The following is a 17,853-nucleotide window of genomic DNA, read 5'->3' on the forward strand; positions in this document are numbered from 1 at the left end:
AATGGTTAAAGTTCTTACAGCATGTGGTAATGGCATGGGATCATCTATGGTGATCAAAATGAAAGTTGAAAACGCTCTTCGTCAACTTGGGGTAACAGATATTCAATCTGCTTCATGTTCTGTTGGAGAAGCTAAAGGTCTGGCTTCTGGTTATGACATTGTAGTGGCATCAAATCACTTGATCCATGAATTAGAAGGTCGCACAAAAGGACACTTGGTTGGTCTTGATAACCTTATGGATGACAATGAGATTAAAACCAAGTTACAGGCGGTGCTTTAAATGAGATAAAGTACAAGTTAGAAAAACTGCTAGCACTCTAGTTGACTGGAAATGGACACCATCAAGGCGACAAGAAACTGTTCTAATGCTTCATTGGACAGCTTGTCCTAAGGGTTAGTCGGTCCATTTCAAAAAATGATATAGGGAGATGGGAGTTGTAACGGCATGTTCCAACTCTTTCTCTTTGTGAGATAATCACTGATTAAGAATAAATTAACGATTTGCTAGCCAAGCCTAATTTAAGAAAGGATTTTTTATGAATTTAAAACAAGCATTTATTGAGAACAAGGCTATTCGCTTAGGTTTAAGTGCGGCTACTTGGCAAGAAGCGGTTCAATTAGCGGTTCAACCCTTGATTGATAGTGGTGCAGTTACTTCTGAATATTATGATGCCATTATCGCGTCGACAGAAAAATATGGACCTTATTATGTATTGATGCCAGGAATGGCGATGCCTCATGCGGAGGCTGGTGTGGGGGTTAATCGCACAGCTTTCTCATTGGTGACACTGACAAAACCTGTCACTTTCTCAGATGGTAAGGAAGTTTCCGTTTTATTGACCTTGGCAGCAACGGACCCGTCTGTTCATACAACAGTGGCTATTCCACAAATTGTTGCCTTGTTTGAATTAGAAAATGCCATTGATCGATTGGTTGCCTGTAAAACTCCTGAAGAGGTCTTGGCAATGGTTGAAGAATCTAAAGATAGTCCTTACTTAGAAGGATTGGATTTAGACGCTTAATCAATCAATTCCTAAATACATACGAAAATCATTGAAAGGTTAGGAACTCAACAACCATGTTTGAGACTGGTCTGAAGAGTTCTAGGAAAAACATATGACACATATTCCAAATTTACAAGTTGCATTAGACCATTCTGACCTACAAGGCGCTATTAAGGCAGCTGTGTCTGTTGGGCATGAAGTGGACGTTATCGAAGCCGGTACGGTTTGCTTGCTCCAAGTTGGTAGCGAATTGGTTGAGGTATTGCGTAGCCTATTCCCAGAAAAAATCATCGTGGCAGATACCAAATGTGCTGATGCTGGTGGCACTGTGGCTAAAAATAATGCGAAGCGTGGAGCTGATTGGATGACTTGCATTTGCTGTGCAACGATTCCAACGATGAAAGCAGCTCTTAAAGCGATCAAAGAAGAACGTGGTGGGCGTGGCGAAATTCAAATTGAACTCTATGGGGATTGGACTTATGAACAGGCTCAGTCGTGGCTTGATGCCGGTATTTCCCAAGCGATTTACCACCAATCGCGTGACGCTCTCCTTGCTGGGGAAACTTGGGGTGAAAAAGACCTTAACAAAGTCAAAAAATTGATTGAGATGGGCTTTCGTGTGTCTGTTACAGGTGGGCTTGATGTGAATACTTTGAAACTCTTTGAAGGGGTTGATGTCTTTACTTTTATCGCAGGTCGTGGCATAACTGAGGCAGAAGACCCGGCAGCAGCGGCACGTGCTTTCAAAGACGAAATCAAACGGATCTGGGGGTAACACGATGGCACGTCCGATTGGTATTTATGAAAAAGCAACGCCAAAACACTTTTCTTGGCTGGAGCGGCTACAATTTGCAAAGGACTTAGGGTTTGATTTTGTGGAGATGTCTGTCGATGAATCAGATGCTCGTTTAGCCCGTTTGGAATGGACTAAGGAAGAACGTCTTGATTTGGTCAAAGCCATTTATGAAACAGAGATTCGTATCCCTACGATTTGCTTTTCTGGTCACAGACGTTACCCGCTAGGGTCCAATGATCCCGTTGTTGAAGCCAAATCACTTGACTTGATGAAAAAATGTATTGAATTGGCTCAGGATCTTGGCGTTCGTACCATTCAATTAGCTGGTTACGACGTTTACTACGAAGAAAAATCACCTGAAACCCGCGCTCGCTTTATCAAAAACCTGAGAAAAGCTTGTGATTGGGCAGAAGAAGCACAAGTCATGCTTTCCATTGAAATCATGGATGACCCTTTTATCAACTCCATTGAAAAATACTTGGCGGTTGAAAAGGAAATTGACTCTCCCTATCTCTTTGTCTACCCTGACACAGGAAATGTTTCTGCCTGGCACAACGATTTGTGGAGTGAATTTTACAACGGTCACAAATCCATCGCTGCCCTTCATTTGAAAGACACCTATGCTGTTACAGAAACGTCTAAAGGACAATTCCGTGATGTGCCATTTGGTCAAGGTTGTGTGGATTGGGAAGAAATGTTTGCTGTCATCAAAAAAACCAACTACAATGGTCCTTTCTTGATTGAAATGTGGTCAGAAAACTGTGAAACGGTGGAGGAAACAAAAGCTGCTATCAAAGAAGCTCAAGCCTTCCTTTACCCACTTATTGAGAAAGCGGGGTTGATGTAAAATGGTAAAAAACTTACAAGAAATGCGTAAACGCGTCTGTGCAGCTAACAAGTCTCTCCCCAAACATGGTCTTGTCAAATTTACGTGGGGCAATGTCTCAGAAGTTTGTCGTGAATTAGGACGTATTGTTATCAAACCGTCGGGTGTGGATTATGACCTTTTGACACCAGAGAATATGGTAGTCACAGACCTTGATGGTCATGTGGTTGAAGGAGACTTAAACCCATCATCAGATTTGCCAACCCATGTAAGACTTTATAAAGCCTGGGAAGAAGTTGGCGGCATTGTTCACACTCACTCAACAGAAGCAGTCGGTTGGGCACAGGCGGGACGAGATATTCCATTTTATGGCACAACGCATGCGGATTATTTCTATGGTCCAGTACCTTGTGCGCGTTCTTTAACCAAAGAAGAAGTTGACGGGGCCTATGAACAAGAGACCGGCAGCGTTATTTTGGAAGAATTCAGCAAACGTGGACTGGATCCAATGGCAGTTCCTGGCATTGTGGTCCGTAATCACGGTCCGTTTACCTGGGGTAAGACGCCAGAACAAGCCGTCTACCATTCTGTTGTCTTAGAAGAGGTGGCCAAGATGAACCGCTTGACAGAACAAATCAATCCAAGGGTGGAGCCAGCACCAAAATACATTATGGACAAGCATTACCTCAGAAAACATGGTCCAAACGCTTATTATGGGCAAAAAGGGGATGTCCATTAATAACTGCACTTACTTAACAAAGACCTAGCCGTTGTTAGTTGGGAAATGGTAAAGTGATTACCTATTATGAGAGGCTGGGACAAACATGCCCTAAGCCTCTTTTTAGATAGGTAAACTGACCAGCTAGAAAACCTTACCTTGATCGTCAGCGCATGATTAAAAGTGGTTTATTTTTCTGACAAGAAAAGTGGTGTCTCGAATATTTCCTTCAAATAAGAAAGCCATTTTGTTTCCTATGGTTGTTTCAGGTGTTTCGACATTAACAAAAAGCAGGGGTATGGTAGTGTTTTATTTTTCAATTAGCCATAAAAGTGATAGAATGGCATGCGTGTCAATTTCTCATTGGAGGTAAACTAGTGTGATTATTTTGGATAAAAAAAGTTATGATCTCATTTCTTATCTAATCAATTTGCAAGAAGCTGAAACCGTCATGGCGATTTCAACAGCTTTGGGTCAATCACGCCGTAAAATTTATTATCATTTGGATAAAATTAATGAAGCTTTACCATCTCATGTGGGTCAAATTATCTCTTACCCACGGGTTGGTATTTTGCTTAGTCAAGTGCAAAAAGAGGCTTGTCAAAAACTACTTGATGAAGTAACAGATTATCATTATGTGATGAAAAGCGATGAGCGCCGGTGTTTATCAGCTATTTATATTGCTGTTGCGACTGAGCGTGTAACCTTGGACAAACTCATGCAAATTAATGATGTTTCACGAAATACCATCTTAAATGATCTGACCGAACTAAGAGAAGAGTTGGAAGATAAGCAATATAACATTCAATTACATGCGACAAAGGCGAGAGGCTACTATTTTGATTGCCATCCTATGGCTTTGATTCAATATCTCTACAAATTGTTAGCAGCTGTTTACCAAGGCGGAAATGGTAGTTTTATTGAGATATTTGACCGTAAGTTGTCAGAAACCCAAGGCTTATCTGCTTATTTTTCAAAAGACGTCTTAACTTACTTCCATGAATACCTCTTTTTATCACAGGCTAGTTTGGGCAAGACCATTAATATCCAAGACAGCCAGTTTATGTTGCAAATTCTTCCGTTTATGTTGTTGAGTTATCGCAACATGCAACTCAATTCAGATACTAAAAATGCTCTGAAAAAAGATTTTAATCTGATTTGGAAACGTAAGGAATATCAAATTGCGCAAGAATTAGCCGGTGAACTGTATCAGAATTTCAAACTCCACTTAGATGATATTGAGGTTGGTATGGTAGCTATGCTGATGCTCTCATTTAGAAAAGATCAAGATCATCATGTGGAAAGCCAGGATTACAAAGATATGCGAGCGACCATCAGTCGCTTTATTGACCAGTTGGAAATGCGCTACCAGTTGCATTTTACCCATAAAAAAGATCTACTAAGACAGCTAACCATGCATTGCAAAGCCTTAGTTTATCGTAAAGCTTATGGGATTTTCTCCGTCAATCCATTGACTGATCATATCAAAGAAAAGTATGAAGAATTATTTGCCATGGCGCAGTCTTGTGCTACAATTTTGGAACGGGATTGGGATATTAGCCTAACAGATGATGATGTGGCTTACTTGACCATTCATCTGGGCGGTGAGTTGCGCAACCATCATGCGGATCAAGGCAAAACAAAACTCGTTATTGTGTCAGATGATGGGACTGGTATTCAAAAACTCTTGCTGAAACAGTGCCAACGTTATCTTGCTAATGGTCAAATCGAGGCTGTTTTTACAACAGAACAATACCGAGGGGTCTATGACCTTCTGTCAGTGGATATGATTGTTTCAACGACAGATGCCCTGGAAACGAAAGTTCCGATGCTTGTTGTGAATCCTATTTTAAGCGATGATGACATTATTAAGCTCATTCGATTTTCAAAACAGGGGAGATTGACTGACCATTCACGCTTTTCAACAGAGCTTGCCAAGGTGATTGAGACGGTTGTCAAAGATGAAGCAGATCGCTATGCCCTCACTTCTAAAATCGAAAAACTCATTCACCGTGAACTGTTGTGAGTGTGTTCTTATCATAAAAAGGTGCCTCGGTTTTCTGTGACGTAGAAAAACATAACTGAGGTTTTTAGTATGTTTTTGGAAAATTGCTGCGCTTATCAACTGATGTGAAGAGTTATCAAAACCAAGTGCTTAATCTATTAGTTATCAGGAATTCAGTCCATTTTTGAACACAGAACTGTGTGACACTTGGTCTTTTTATCGCTACTAAGAAAGTCTATACTTAACTTATAGAAAAGAAGAAAAATCTTGGAGGAAATCTAATGGCTAAAGTACAAGATATTACACGTGAATCATGGATTCTTAGCACATTCCCAGAATGGGGAACTTGGTTGAACGAAGAAATCGAAGAAGAAGTGGTGCCGGCTGGCAATTTTGCCATGTGGTGGCTAGGCAACTGCGGTGTTTGGATTAAAACACCTGGCGGTGCAAATGTTGTCATGGACTTGTGGTCTGCACGTGGCAAATCAACGAAAAAAGTCAAAGACATGGTTCGTGGGCACCAAATGGCAAATATGGCAGGTGTGCGTAAATTGCAACCAAACCTTAGAGCACAACCAATGGTCATTGATCCATTTATGATTAACGAATTGGACTATTATTTAGTTTCTCACTATCACAGTGACCATATTGACATTAATACGGCGGCAGCCATTATCAACAATCCAAAACTTGACCATGTGAAATTTGTAGGTCCTTACGAATGTGGTGAAATCTGGAAAAAATGGGGTGTGCCAGAAGATCGTATCATGATTTTGAAACCAGGCGACAGCTTTGAATTTAAAGACATGAAAGTGACAGCGGTTGAGTCCTTTGACCGCACTTGCTTGGTAACTCTTCCAGTTGAAGGCGCTGATGCTCAAGCTGGGGAATTGGCTGGCTTAGCTATTACTGATGATGAAATGGCTCGTAAAGCTGTTAACTATATTTTTGAGACCCCTGGCGGAACCATTTACCATGGTGCTGACTCTCATTTCTCAAACTACTTTGCCAAACATGGTCGTGATTATAAAATCGACGTTGCCTTGAACAACTATGGTGAAAACCCAATCGGTATCCAAGATAAGATGACTTCTATTGATCTTCTTCGCATGGCAGAAAATCTCCGCGCCAAAGTCATTATCCCAGTTCACTATGACATCTGGTCAAACTTTATGGCATCCACAGATGAAATTCTTGACTTGTGGAAAATGCGCAAAGAACGACTTCAATATGATTTCCATCCATTTATTTGGGAAGTTGGTGGTAAATATACTTACCCGCAAGATCAAAACCGTATTGAATACCATCACCCTCGTGGCTTTGATGATTGTTTCCTAGAAGAATCAAATATTCAATTTAAAGCCTTATTATAAGACTAATCATCGTGTTATCAAGGAATTTATTGTTTACCAATAAGTTCCTTTTGTCTTGAGACCATTTGTCTGGATTTTAAAATTTTTACCGTAAAAAAGTCTTTTCAAAGAAAACAATAATGATAAAAAGATATTGTATATTTTTTTAATTTAGTTATAATAAAATTATATAAATATAAAGAAAGGAAAATGTAATGTCTAGAGTGATGAACCGTCAAAAGTTATGGATTCTTACCCTTTTTTCAACTACCCTAATGGGGGTTTGTCCCCATGTTCAAGCGGATCAAACGATCACACCTTGCACCAATTGCACACAAGTCACAGAAAATAACACCCTTCAGTTGCGTAAACAAGCAGAAGGTGTCGTTAAAACTCAGTGGCTTGTTGGTGTGAATTTAGATGACTCAGCTTTTAAAAACGTTAAGTTGAGCGCTGAGGACTATTTTGCTGCGGCTTTTGGTGCAGGTAGTGGTTATTTTGATGTCAATAAACGAATGGATGCGACAGATAGTGTGCTTTGTAGTGGTGTTGTCGCTGCCAACATGATGCACTGGTGGTTGACCCAAAACCAAGAACATATTGCTAAATATCAGGCTCAAGCACCTGGTCAAAATGGCGTTATTAAAGAGTATTACACTGAGTCTCGTATCAACAGAACACCAAATAAAAAAACATCTAATGATGTTAATGTTAAGGATTTAAATGTTTTTTATCAAGAAAAGAATTCTCGAGATGGAATCACTAATCAAGACCAAAGTGAGTTTTTTGATATTATTCGTGAAGCCTTTACCAACAATCCGCTCTGGACACATAACCTTTTGAATATGTACATTAATGGTTATATTTACACAAAAGAGTCCCAGAAAGAGGGGTTGAGACCGATGAAAAACCCAACCCCGTTTAACTTTTTTCACAAGGTCTTTAAAGATAAGGCTTTAACTGAAGTGACCTGGGATGTGCATAAAGACAACTTTTCGCGCATAGTCAAAGATGCCCTAGATTCTAATAAAGCCTTAGCAGTATCTTATGGTGCCATTAAGTATGCTGGTATGGGACACATTGTGTCTGTTTGGGGAGCTGACTTTGATGAACATAATCAAGTGAAAGCAATCTATATTACTGATTCAGACGATAGAACGGTAAGGGTGGATGGGCAACAAATTGGCATGAAACGCTACAAAGTTTCTTATGATCATAGCCATAATGTGAAATTGTCTGCTTACAAAGAATCGGGTTCAGAAACAACTGGCGGAACAGTGCGTGAATTAACCAGTTTATCATTAGGAACTCAGCAATGGCAAGAGTATTTTGCACAGCAAAATCAGTAAAGATAGAAAGATTTCCCTGTACTTTAGGAATACTTTGAAGCACTAAAAAATTCATTCGAGCTTTTTAGTGCTTTTTCTCTCGAAAAATTTCAAAAAGGTTGTCAAATAAAAGCCAGTGTTAGGAGATGTTTGGTGTGTTTATCAATCTGCACGTTTAACTGTTAGTGCGTGAGTGTGGTACAAGATTAATAAATGACAACGAAATAATCAACAAACACGGAATCATCGCATGGGGTGCTTACCAAATTGAATTTAAAAGACTTTGGAAATCTAAAAGAAAACGTCAGTTTTACCGAAACATGGTCGTTGTGTGCAAAAACTTAAAAAGTTCTCGCGAATGTTCACAAACTTATTGATAACTTCTAGGGGTTCCAAAAAGATAAGGGAATCGTCCTGCTTCGTCCTCATGAAGAATGGTGTTAGTTGCAGCCGTCAAAAGCGACTTGACACAAACCATACTATAGTGTCAACTTGGGTTAAATAAGATGGATTAGATCGTCATTAAAAGTCTAGAAAATAGGACCACATTCTAAAAATAAGCCAGAAAGTTTCTTGTTTTTGGAAATCAGTTTCCAAATATTGTAGGATTTTTAGTGTTAAAAAATCTGTGATGCAAAAGCTAAAGCTTAAAAACGCAAAGCACGCCTCTCTATGCTATAATAAAGCTATGGAAAACAAGAATAAACTACTTTTAATTGACGGCTCGTCTGTTGCCTTTCGTGCTTTTTTTGCCCTCTACAATCAAATAGATCGCTTTAAAAATCCTAGCGGTCTCCATACCAATGCCATCTACGGATTTCATTTGATGTTAGACCATATGATGAAGCGGGTCCAGCCAACCCATGTTCTGGTAGCTTTTGATGCGGGCAAAACGACTTTTCGTACCGAGATGTATGCAGATTACAAGGCAGGTCGTGCCAAAACACCAGATGAGTTTAGAGAGCAGTTCCCTTACATTCGTGAGATGTTGACTGCCCTTGGAATTCCCTTTTATGATTTGGAGCATTATGAAGCTGACGATATTATCGGGACGCTTGATAAAATGGCAGAGCGAACAAAAGTGCCTTTCGATGTGACTATTGTTAGCGGAGACAAGGATTTGATTCAATTAACTGACGCAAATACCGTGGTTGAGATTTCGAAAAAAGGGGTGGCTGAATTTGAAGAATTTACCCCAGACTATCTCATGGAAAAAATGGGTTTGACCCCAAGTCAGTTTATTGACCTCAAAGCCCTTATGGGAGATAAGTCGGATAATATCCCAGGAGTTACGAAAATTGGTGAAAAAACAGGGCTAAAACTCCTTCATGAATACGGCAGCTTGGAAGGTATTTACGAGCATGTTGATGACTTTAAAGCGTCAAAAATGAAAGAGAATTTGATTAATGACCGTGAGCAAGCCTTTCTTTCTAAAAAACTTGCAACTATCAATACCGATTCGCCAATTACCATTGGCTTGGATGATCTTGCTTATAGAGGTCCAAATTTGGCTCGTTTGTCTCAATTTTACGACGACATGGCTTTTGTCCAATTAAAGAAAGGTCTGGCTAACCAGCTACCGCAAGAAGAAGCAGTTGCTATTACTTACCAAGAAGTTACTAATTTGTCTGCTGATTTGTTTAGTGATGAGGATATGTTTTATTTTGAGGTACTTCGTGAGAATTATCACCGAGAGAACGTGATTGCCTTTGCTTGGGGACATGACGATAATATTTATGCCTCAACGGATCTAAGCTTGTTATCAGATGAATACTTCAAAAAGGTCTTTCAAAAGCCAATAGAAACCTACGATTTCAAGCGTAGCAAAGTCTTGTTAAGCCATTTAGGAATTGATTTAGCAGAACCTCGTTATGATGCTCGCTTGGCAAATTACCTCTTATCAAATGTAGAGAATAATGAGCTAAGCACGATTGCTCGCATGTTTACCACCATTTCTTTGGAAGAAGATGAAACCGTTTATGGCAAAGGGGTTAAGCGTGCTATCCCTGAAAAAGATGTTCTTTTAGGTCACTTAGCCCGCAAGGTCAAGGTTTTACTAGACAGCAAAACCCTTATGCTTGATCAATTGGCTGAACACGATCAACTAAGCCTGTATCAAGAGGTCGAACTTCCCCTAGCCAATGTTTTAGCCAAGATGGAAATCGAAGGAATCAAGGTTAATCAAGCGACACTACAAGAAATGGCAGAGCAAAACAAGGTGATTATTGACGCTTTGACCCAAGACATCTACGAGATGGCTGGTGAAGTCTTTAATATCAATTCCCCAAAACAGCTAGGAAGCATTCTTTTTGAAAAAATGCAGCTGCCGATTGAAATGACTAAAAAGACAAAGACAGGCTACTCCACAGCGGTAGATGTTTTGGAACGTTTGGCACCCATAGCACCGATTGTGGCTAAAATTTTGGATTATCGTCAAATCTCTAAATTGCAGTCCACTTATGTGATTGGCTTACAGGATTACATTTTAGAAGATGGCAAGATCCATACGCGCTATGTGCAAGATTTAACTCAGACAGGTCGCTTGTCCAGTGTCGATCCGAATTTGCAAAATATTCCCGTTCGCTTAGAGCAAGGGCGTTTGATCCGTAAAGCCTTTACCCCATCACATGACGATTCCGTCTTACTAAGTTCTGATTATTCACAAATTGAATTGCGGGTGTTGGCACACATTTCTGGGGATGAGCATTTGATTGCTGCCTTTAAAGAAGGAGCTGATATTCACACCTCAACTGCGATGCGCGTGTTTGGCATTGACAAAGCTGAAGAGGTTACCGCTAATGATCGCCGTAATGCCAAGGCCGTTAACTTTGGAATTGTTTATGGTATCTCTGATTTTGGTTTGTCTAACAATCTAGGCATTACACGCAGACAAGCCAAAACTTATATTGACACCTATTTTGAACGCTACCCCGGCATTAAAAATTATATGGAGAGAGTGGTGCGTGAGGCTAGAGATAAGGGCTATGTGGAAACCCTCTTTAACCGCCGTCGTGAATTACCAGACATCAACTCGCGCAATTTCAATGTCCGTTCTTTTGCAGAGCGTACCGCCATTAATTCGCCAATCCAAGGAAGTGCAGCTGATATTTTAAAAATTGCTATGATAAATTTGGATAGGGCTTTGCTAGCGGGCGGTTTCAAAGCCAAGATGCTTTTACAGGTACACGATGAAATTGTTCTTGAAGTGCCAAATAATGAGTTGATAGCCATTAAAAAACTGGTCAAAAAAACCATGGAAGTAGCCGTAGACTTGGCAGTTCCTTTATGTGTTGATGAAAATGCTGGTCAAAGTTGGTATGAAGCGAAGTAGTATCTTGTTTCGTTATTTCTCATTTTAATAACTTGTGCTATAATAGAGTGAAAAATGAGAGGAATGCTAAATGGGTTTGAATGGTTTCTACGGATGCTTCTCGAAGGTCGGTGTGATTTTTGAGTGTCCTGATTGCTCTAGCCTTTATCTTATTTAACTATTAATTAGATACGTAAGGAAACCCAAGATGACTTATTCTTTTCAAAATCCCTCAGATGACTGTCTTTTAACTTATTTAACGTCAGCTAAAACCATTGCCGTGGTTGGTTTGTCGGATCGTCAAGATACAGCTGCTTACGATGTTGCCAAATTTATGCAAGCTATGGATTACCAGATTATTCCTGTCAATCCTAAGTTAGTAGGTCAAACCATTTTAGGGGAATGCGTTTACGCAAGTGTTAAGGACATTCCTTTTGCAGTTGACATTGTTGATGTCTTTCGTAGGAGTGAGTTCTTACCTGATGTTGCTAAAGACTTTTTAGAGAGTCAAGCCAAGGTTTTTTGGGCACAGCTGGGTTTAGAAAATCAAGAAGCAGAGAACTTGTTGCGAACAGGCGGTAGACAAGACATTGTTATGAACCGTTGCCTTAAGATGGAATATTTGGATCTTGTGTTATAATGAAAGAAAAAATAGGAGTTAGTCGCTTATGGACATCCATTCACATCAGCAAGCCCTAGATGCCTATGAAAATGTCCTAGAGCATCTACGAGAAAAGCATATTCGGATCACTGAAACACGTAAGGCTGTTATTTCTTATATGATTCAATCGACAGAGCATCCGAGTGCCGATAAAATATATCGTGACCTACAACCCGAATTTCCTAATATGAGCCTTGCAACGGTTTATAATAATTTGAAAGTTTTGGTTGATGAAGGATTTGTGTCAGAACTTAAAATTAGCAATGATTTGACCACCTATTATGACTTTATGGGCCACCAACACGTTAATGTGGTTTGTGAAAACTGTGGGAAAATTGCTGATTTCATGGATGTTGATGTCATGGATATTGCCAAAGAGGCACACCAACAGACAGGCTATAAAGTAACTCGTATTCCTGTAATTGCTTATGGTATTTGCCCCGAATGCCAAGCCAAAGATGAGTCTGCTAAAGGGTGAGATAGGTCTTACAGATTGCTCTGTTAAAACTGACAAATAAAAATGACATAGAAATAAGGTAAGCCCCTCAAACACTTTGCGCTGAGGGGCTTACCTTATTTCTATTCGTGCGGATCTTCACACATGAGAGGTTTAGGTTGTTTATTGAGTTTTGGGATTCTTAAATGTTCCCTCTCAAGTGGCTCATCATTTTCCTCAAAGCGCTGTTTTAAGTGGTCGTAAAAAATGACATTGGCTGTTGTGAAGTAAGACAAAAGGTAGATAGTTAATAATCCAAGAGTAAAAAGATTTAAAAAGAACCAGCCAATAAAACTTAGCTGCAACAAGAAAAGTTTCCATTTATAGCCCTTAATCATTGCCTTGCTAGTCTCAATAGCGGCAATAGAACCCAAATAAGTTTCACTTTTGACCTTATCATAGAGAATATATTCTGCCAGCCGATATGCGTAGTAACGGTTAATATAAGTCGAAAAGCCAACAAGTGCGATAATTGTTCCTAAAACTAAAAAGACAATCGAAGTCATTGTTTCGGTACCAGCCTTTGCATTGATTAAAAAGGCTGATAGTCCAATGAAGAATAAAAAGAGACCTAAAAAACTTATCAAAGACAAGACAAGAAATAAGAGCCATTTGACAATAAATAAAATCAATAGTTTTCCAAAAAAATCGCTAGAAAAGGCGGTCGTTGATTCCGCAAAAGAAACCTCACGACGGTAATGCCGAATAACGTCAATCATGGTAAAAGCAGCTGACAAGGTAAAAAGACTGATAATAAGGGCAATCAACAAAGGAAAGTAGTTAGCTACCAATGATATTTCGATACCGCTAATCAATACAGAGCACTGGTGTATCTCAATTCCAAAGTGGAAAATGGTTAAAAGCGTTGGGATCAAAAACAATAAGTATTTGCCGGAAAGATTTTTTAGCGTATCTCTTGCCTGGCTTTTTATTTTTCTAATTGACATAGTGAACTCCTTTGCCGTATTATATCACAAAGTCCAAAGTTGTGGCAGTGATTATGGTAGACTCTTCCATGATTTCTCCATGGGAAAGCATGACAAGCCTGGGATTTTCTGATAAAATGATAGGCATTGGGATGACTATTCATTATGTAACTCTCCATAGAATCCTTTATTTGATTTTTTTATCAAGAGAAATCAAATAGATTGTGTAAAGCTATCAGTTGATAAGTTCTTAGGCTGCTAGTAATGCAATTAAGCAACATTGAGGAAAAAACAGATAGTTATTTTGAATGGCACTCAAATAGGTAAAAAAGCTCAAGACTGTTTATCTTGATAGCAAGGAAAAAAGAAAATGACAGATTATCCGATTATGTATCGCCTGATAAAAAAAGACAAGCACACGGGTGCACGTTTGGGCGAGATTATTACCCCTCATGGAACCTTTCCAACCCCTATGTTTATGCCAGTAGGAACTCAGGCAACCGTTAAAACCCAGTCACCAGAAGAGTTAAAAGCTATTGGATCAGGGATTATTTTATCAAATACCTATCATCTTTGGTTACGTCCAGGAGATGAGTTGATCGCCCGTGCGGGCGGTTTGCACACGTTTATGAACTGGGATCAGCCTATTTTAACGGATTCGGGTGGTTTCCAAGTCTATTCATTGGCAGATTCTCGTCATATTACCGAAGAAGGGGTGACCTTTAAGAATCATTTGAATGGTTCAAAGATGTTTCTTTCACCGGAGAAGGCTATTTCCATTCAAAATAATCTGGGGTCTGACATCATGATGAGTTTTGATGAATGCCCACAATTTTACCAACCTTACGATTATGTTAAAAAGTCAATCGAACGCACCAGTCGTTGGGCAGAGCGTGGCTTAAAAGCCCATCGTCGATCTCATGATCAAGGGTTATTTGGAATTGTGCAAGGAGCGGGTTTTGAGGACCTTCGTCGTCAGTCAGCGGCGGATTTGGTAGCCATGGATTTCCCTGGCTACTCCATTGGTGGCTTAGCTGTTGGTGAAACGCATGACGAAATGAATGCCGTCCTTGATTTCACAACCCCACTCTTACCGGAAAACAAGCCTCGTTACCTTATGGGAGTAGGTGCTCCAGATAGCTTGATTGATGGTGTTATCCGTGGTGTCGATATGTTTGACTGTGTGTTGCCAACGCGTATTGCACGTAATGGCACTTGCATGACCAGTGAAGGGCGTCTCGTGGTTAAAAATGCCAAATTTGCTGAGGATTTTACCCCACTTGACCACGACTGTGATTGCTATACTTGTCAAAACTACACTCGTGCTTACATTCGCCACTTGCTAAAGGCAGATGAGACCTTTGGTATTCGATTGACAAGCTACCACAACCTTTATTTCTTGGTCAACTTGATGAAAAAAGTTCGCCAAGCCATTATAGATGATAACCTGTTAGAATTCCGCCAAGACTTCCTTGAGCGTTATGGTTACAATAAATCCAACCGTAATTTTTAATCATGCCTAAAAAGCTGGGACAAGGACTGATAAATTAAGATTTTTAGTCTCTTGTTTCACGTTTTTTCTTATTAGAAAGTATCATTAGCTTCTTTGAATAGGTGATCTGGGCAGGGGTTAGGTGTTTTTAAAGTGTTCTTTTCAGGCGAACAGTTACCATTTTGTTTTTGAGAGGTTGACAAAGGGCGGGTTTTTGATTAAACTCTTACAAGAGGCTGAGATATGGAGAAGTGTTTTGGGATTGAGCTTGACCAAGAGTTTCGTTGTTTACATTATCATACATCCCTTGATATTGCTGGGCTGATGTGTGCTTCTTGTCAGGTTTATTATGCTTGCTACCATTGTCATGACCAACTGACTGATCATGCCTTTGAGCCGACAGGACATACTATAAAGTTCCCCGTTATTTGTGGGCACTGTCGTAAACTCCTAAGTCGAGTTGAATATAATTGTGGTCATTGTCCATTTTGCCAAAGTCCCTTTAATCCTGCTTGTTACAGGCACAAGGCTATTTATTTTTTAAAGGAGTTATAACAGATGTTTTCAACCAAGGAACTTGTTAAAGTGGCTATGATGACCACTTTAATTATTATTTTAGGTTTTATTCCTGCTATTCCCTTAGGTTTTATTCCAGTCCCTATTATTTTACAAAACTTAGGGATTATGCTAACAGGTTTGATGTTAGGTGGCAAAAAAGGAACATTGTCCGTTGTCTTGTTTTTAGTGATCGGCATCTTCTTACCAGTTTTCTCAGGATCAAAAACAACCATTCCTGTTTTAATGGGACCATCAGCTGGTTATGTGATTGCTTATCTTTTTGTCCCCCTTGCTTTCTCGTTTTTATACGATAATGGGTTTGCCAAAAATACGCTACTTGTTTTCTTGGCGCTTTTTCTATCGGGAGTTTTACTGGTTGATGCGGTAGGAGCCATTTGGTTAGCAGCTTATACAAGGATGCCACTCACGGCATCGCTTTTGTCGAATGTAGTGTTTATTCCAGGCGATACCATCAAGGCGCTCATTGCGACAATGATTTCGGTTAAATATAAAGACAGTTTTTTAAACACCCAAAATTAAGTTATTGATGAAACAGGCTCTTTGCTAGGGCTTGTTTTTCATACACAGCAAAGTTTCTTTATCATTATTTTTTGCTATAATAAAAGGTAAAGCAAGAAAGAAGGGCTTGACATGAAATTAACAACCTTAGGCTCATGGGGAGGTTATCCTTATCAGGATGCTGGAACAACATCTTATCTGGTAACTGGACACGATGGCTTTCAATTATTAATGGATGCCGGGAGCAGGGCACTCAACGAACTTGAAAAAGAAATAAACCCACTGGATTTAGATGCTGTTATTATCAGTCATTATCATCCGGATCATATTGCTGATTTGGGAGTTTTACGTCATTATTACCAACTCTATCCGAAACACCTTTGGAAAGCAAAAGTGTTACCTATTTATGGGCATGACGAAGACTGTTATGAATTTTCCAAGCTAAGCATTCCTGGTGTGTCAGAAGGGAGAGCCTATCGTATTGAGGGTGTTGAAACCATTGGTCCTTTTGATGTTTCTTTTATCAAAACTGTTCATCCAGTGGTTTGTTATGCCTTTCGTATTTTGGAAAAGGAGACCGGTCACGTTTTAGTTTTTACAGGAGATACCGGCTATTTTGAGGAACTTACTGATTTTGCTAAGGAAGCAAATCTTTTCTTGGCAGATGTTTACCTTTATGAAGGCAATGAAAATCATATGGCTCACTTAACCAGTAAGGAAGCGGGGCTGATTGCGAGCCAAGCGGCTGTCAAACAGCTTGTTTTAACACATATGCCACCAGTACCACCAAAAGGAATTGACCCAGATCATCATTTAGACGTTCTGAGACAGGAAGCACAGAGCTATGCGAGACAAATTCCTGTTGACCTTGCCTTACCACATAAATCTTGGGATTTGGGGAGCCTTTCTTGATGGAATATAGTGTAGAAGAGCAAACTTATTTCATGCGAGAGGCATTGAAAGAAGCTGAAAAGTCCTTACAAAAAGGAGAAATCCCGATTGGTTGCGTTATTGTCAAAGATGGTGAGATCATTGGTCGTGGACATAATGCGCGTGAAGAACTTAATCAAGCCATTATGCATGCTGAAATCATGGCGATTAACAAAGCTAATGCCCATGAAAGAAATTGGCGATTATTGGAGACGACTTTATTTGTCACGATTGAACCTTGTGTCATGTGTAGTGGGGCAATTGGGTTGGCACGAATTCCTCATGTTATTTATGGGGCTAGAAACCAAAAATTTGGCGGGGCGAATAGTCTCTATCAGATTTTAACGGATGAGCGGCTAAATCACCGTGTGCAAGTTGACTGTGGTCTTTTGGCGGATGACTGTGCTAACATTATGCAAACTTTCTTTCGGCAGGGGCGAGAACGTCAAAAAGAAGCTAAACGTTTAGCTAAAGCGCAAGAAATGGCACTTAGTGAGTAGATCCATAGTGACACACCAAATACATGAAAAAAGTTACGCTTTCAGAAAGTGGAATCATAATAACAAAATCAGTTAAAGAAGCAAACTAGAAATGAGGTGAATACTTTGATTGATTTTATTATTTTTCTTGCTATTCATTGTGATAAATTAGACCACCGTCAGCCTTGGTAAATTCGCTATCTCCGGGTCACGATTTTATTCTTGGTGTTTTGTTGCCAGTTAGCCGAGATTGAAAAGAAATGGAAGATTTTATTGATATGCTCCTTCTGGGGTAGTATGGTGATTTGAGTATCACATGATCCCCGAGGACGCAGTGAACCAAACGACTTGAAAGTTGACCTTGCTCACCCCAGTTTTATCTAGGTCAAACCACCTAACCAAAGAATACTGGATTATCACCAAACTTAGTGTTGCCCCTAACTTGATAAATGA

At 39.7% G+C, this 17,853-nt stretch carries 17 protein-coding genes; 16 read left to right on the forward strand and 1 reads right to left on the reverse strand.

The features are described 5' to 3' along the window. The first annotated feature begins 1 nt into the window (after nucleotide 1). From H346_RS0106720 to perR, 11 genes are all read left to right on the forward strand, one after another. Nucleotides 2–280: a PTS sugar transporter subunit IIB gene (locus H346_RS0106720; RefSeq protein ID WP_008087064.1), complete on the forward strand. Its 279-nt coding sequence runs from the start codon at nucleotides 2–4 to the stop codon at nucleotides 278–280. A 256-nt stretch (nucleotides 281–536) separates the two neighbouring features. Then, nucleotides 537–1,022 (forward strand): PTS sugar transporter subunit IIA, encoded by a 486-nt coding sequence (locus H346_RS0106725; protein WP_027970407.1) that lies wholly within the window; start codon nucleotides 537–539, stop codon nucleotides 1,020–1,022. Nucleotides 1,023–1,116: 94 nt separating this feature from the next. Beyond that, on the forward strand, nucleotides 1,117–1,779 hold the full coding sequence (locus tag H346_RS0106730; protein ID WP_027970408.1) for a 3-keto-L-gulonate-6-phosphate decarboxylase UlaD: 663 nt from the start codon (nucleotides 1,117–1,119) through the stop codon (nucleotides 1,777–1,779). Between the two features lie 4 nt (nucleotides 1,780–1,783). Next, entirely contained in the window at nucleotides 1,784–2,647 is an 864-nt protein-coding gene (locus H346_RS0106735; RefSeq protein ID WP_027970409.1) for an L-ribulose-5-phosphate 3-epimerase, read from the forward strand. Nucleotide 2,648: 1 nt separating this feature from the next. Then, entirely contained in the window at nucleotides 2,649–3,365 is a 717-nt protein-coding gene (locus H346_RS0106740) for an L-ribulose-5-phosphate 4-epimerase (protein ID WP_027970410.1), read from the forward strand. Between the two features lie 358 nt (nucleotides 3,366–3,723). Beyond that, complete coding sequence (locus tag H346_RS0106745) at nucleotides 3,724–5,370, forward strand: BglG family transcription antiterminator (RefSeq protein WP_027970411.1); 1,647 nt, start codon at nucleotides 3,724–3,726, stop codon at nucleotides 5,368–5,370. A 260-nt stretch (nucleotides 5,371–5,630) separates the two neighbouring features. Continuing rightward, entirely contained in the window at nucleotides 5,631–6,722 is a 1,092-nt protein-coding gene (gene ulaG, locus H346_RS0106750; RefSeq protein ID WP_027970412.1) for an L-ascorbate 6-phosphate lactonase, read from the forward strand. Nucleotides 6,723–6,916: 194 nt separating this feature from the next. After that, nucleotides 6,917–8,050 carry an IdeS/Mac family cysteine endopeptidase gene (locus tag H346_RS0106755; RefSeq protein ID WP_027970413.1) on the forward strand — a complete coding sequence of 378 codons (1,134 nt, stop codon included), beginning with the start codon at nucleotides 6,917–6,919 and terminating at the stop codon, nucleotides 8,048–8,050. A gap of 667 nt (nucleotides 8,051–8,717) precedes the next feature. Further along, nucleotides 8,718–11,360, forward strand: a complete 2,643-nt coding sequence (gene polA, locus H346_RS0106760) for a DNA polymerase I (protein WP_027970414.1) — start codon at nucleotides 8,718–8,720, stop codon at nucleotides 11,358–11,360. A 187-nt stretch (nucleotides 11,361–11,547) separates the two neighbouring features. After that, nucleotides 11,548–11,979, forward strand: coding sequence for a CoA-binding protein (locus H346_RS0106765; protein ID WP_027970415.1), 432 nt, complete (start codon nucleotides 11,548–11,550; stop codon nucleotides 11,977–11,979). Between the two features lie 28 nt (nucleotides 11,980–12,007). Further along, nucleotides 12,008–12,478 (forward strand): peroxide-responsive transcriptional repressor PerR, encoded by a 471-nt coding sequence (gene perR, locus H346_RS0106770; protein ID WP_027970416.1) that lies wholly within the window; start codon nucleotides 12,008–12,010, stop codon nucleotides 12,476–12,478. A 101-nt stretch (nucleotides 12,479–12,579) separates the two neighbouring features. Here the strand turns inward: perR and H346_RS0106775 are convergent, their stop codons facing one another. Continuing rightward, nucleotides 12,580–13,443 carry a DUF975 family protein gene (locus tag H346_RS0106775; protein WP_027970417.1) on the reverse strand — a complete coding sequence of 288 codons (864 nt, stop codon included), beginning with the start codon at nucleotides 13,441–13,443 and terminating at the stop codon, nucleotides 12,580–12,582. A 349-nt stretch (nucleotides 13,444–13,792) separates the two neighbouring features. Here H346_RS0106775 and tgt point away from each other — a divergent pair, with 349 nt between their 5' ends. The 5 genes from tgt (at nucleotide 13,793) to tadA (ending at nucleotide 17,421) form a co-directional block, all read left to right on the forward strand. Continuing rightward, a complete protein-coding gene (tgt, locus tag H346_RS0106780) occupies nucleotides 13,793–14,935 on the forward strand; it encodes a tRNA guanosine(34) transglycosylase Tgt (RefSeq protein WP_027970418.1) in 1,143 nt (380 codons plus the stop codon). A gap of 222 nt (nucleotides 14,936–15,157) precedes the next feature. Continuing rightward, nucleotides 15,158–15,469 carry a CHY zinc finger protein gene (locus tag H346_RS10295; RefSeq protein ID WP_083940754.1) on the forward strand — a complete coding sequence of 104 codons (312 nt, stop codon included), beginning with the start codon at nucleotides 15,158–15,160 and terminating at the stop codon, nucleotides 15,467–15,469. A 3-nt stretch (nucleotides 15,470–15,472) separates the two neighbouring features. Continuing rightward, nucleotides 15,473–16,012: a biotin transporter BioY gene (locus H346_RS0106785; protein ID WP_027970419.1), complete on the forward strand. Its 540-nt coding sequence runs from the start codon at nucleotides 15,473–15,475 to the stop codon at nucleotides 16,010–16,012. Nucleotides 16,013–16,123: 111 nt separating this feature from the next. Further along, nucleotides 16,124–16,903, forward strand: a complete 780-nt coding sequence (locus tag H346_RS0106790) for an MBL fold metallo-hydrolase (protein WP_027970420.1) — start codon at nucleotides 16,124–16,126, stop codon at nucleotides 16,901–16,903. Beyond that, on the forward strand, nucleotides 16,903–17,421 hold the full coding sequence (gene tadA, locus H346_RS0106795; RefSeq protein ID WP_027970421.1) for a tRNA adenosine(34) deaminase TadA: 519 nt from the start codon (nucleotides 16,903–16,905) through the stop codon (nucleotides 17,419–17,421). Before H346_RS0106790 ends, tadA begins: the two co-directional genes overlap by 1 nt. The last annotated feature ends 432 nt before the right edge of the window (nucleotides 17,422–17,853 follow it).

The organism is Streptococcus castoreus DSM 17536 (genome assembly GCF_000425025.1).
Lineage (GTDB): Bacteria > Bacillota > Bacilli > Lactobacillales > Streptococcaceae > Streptococcus > Streptococcus castoreus.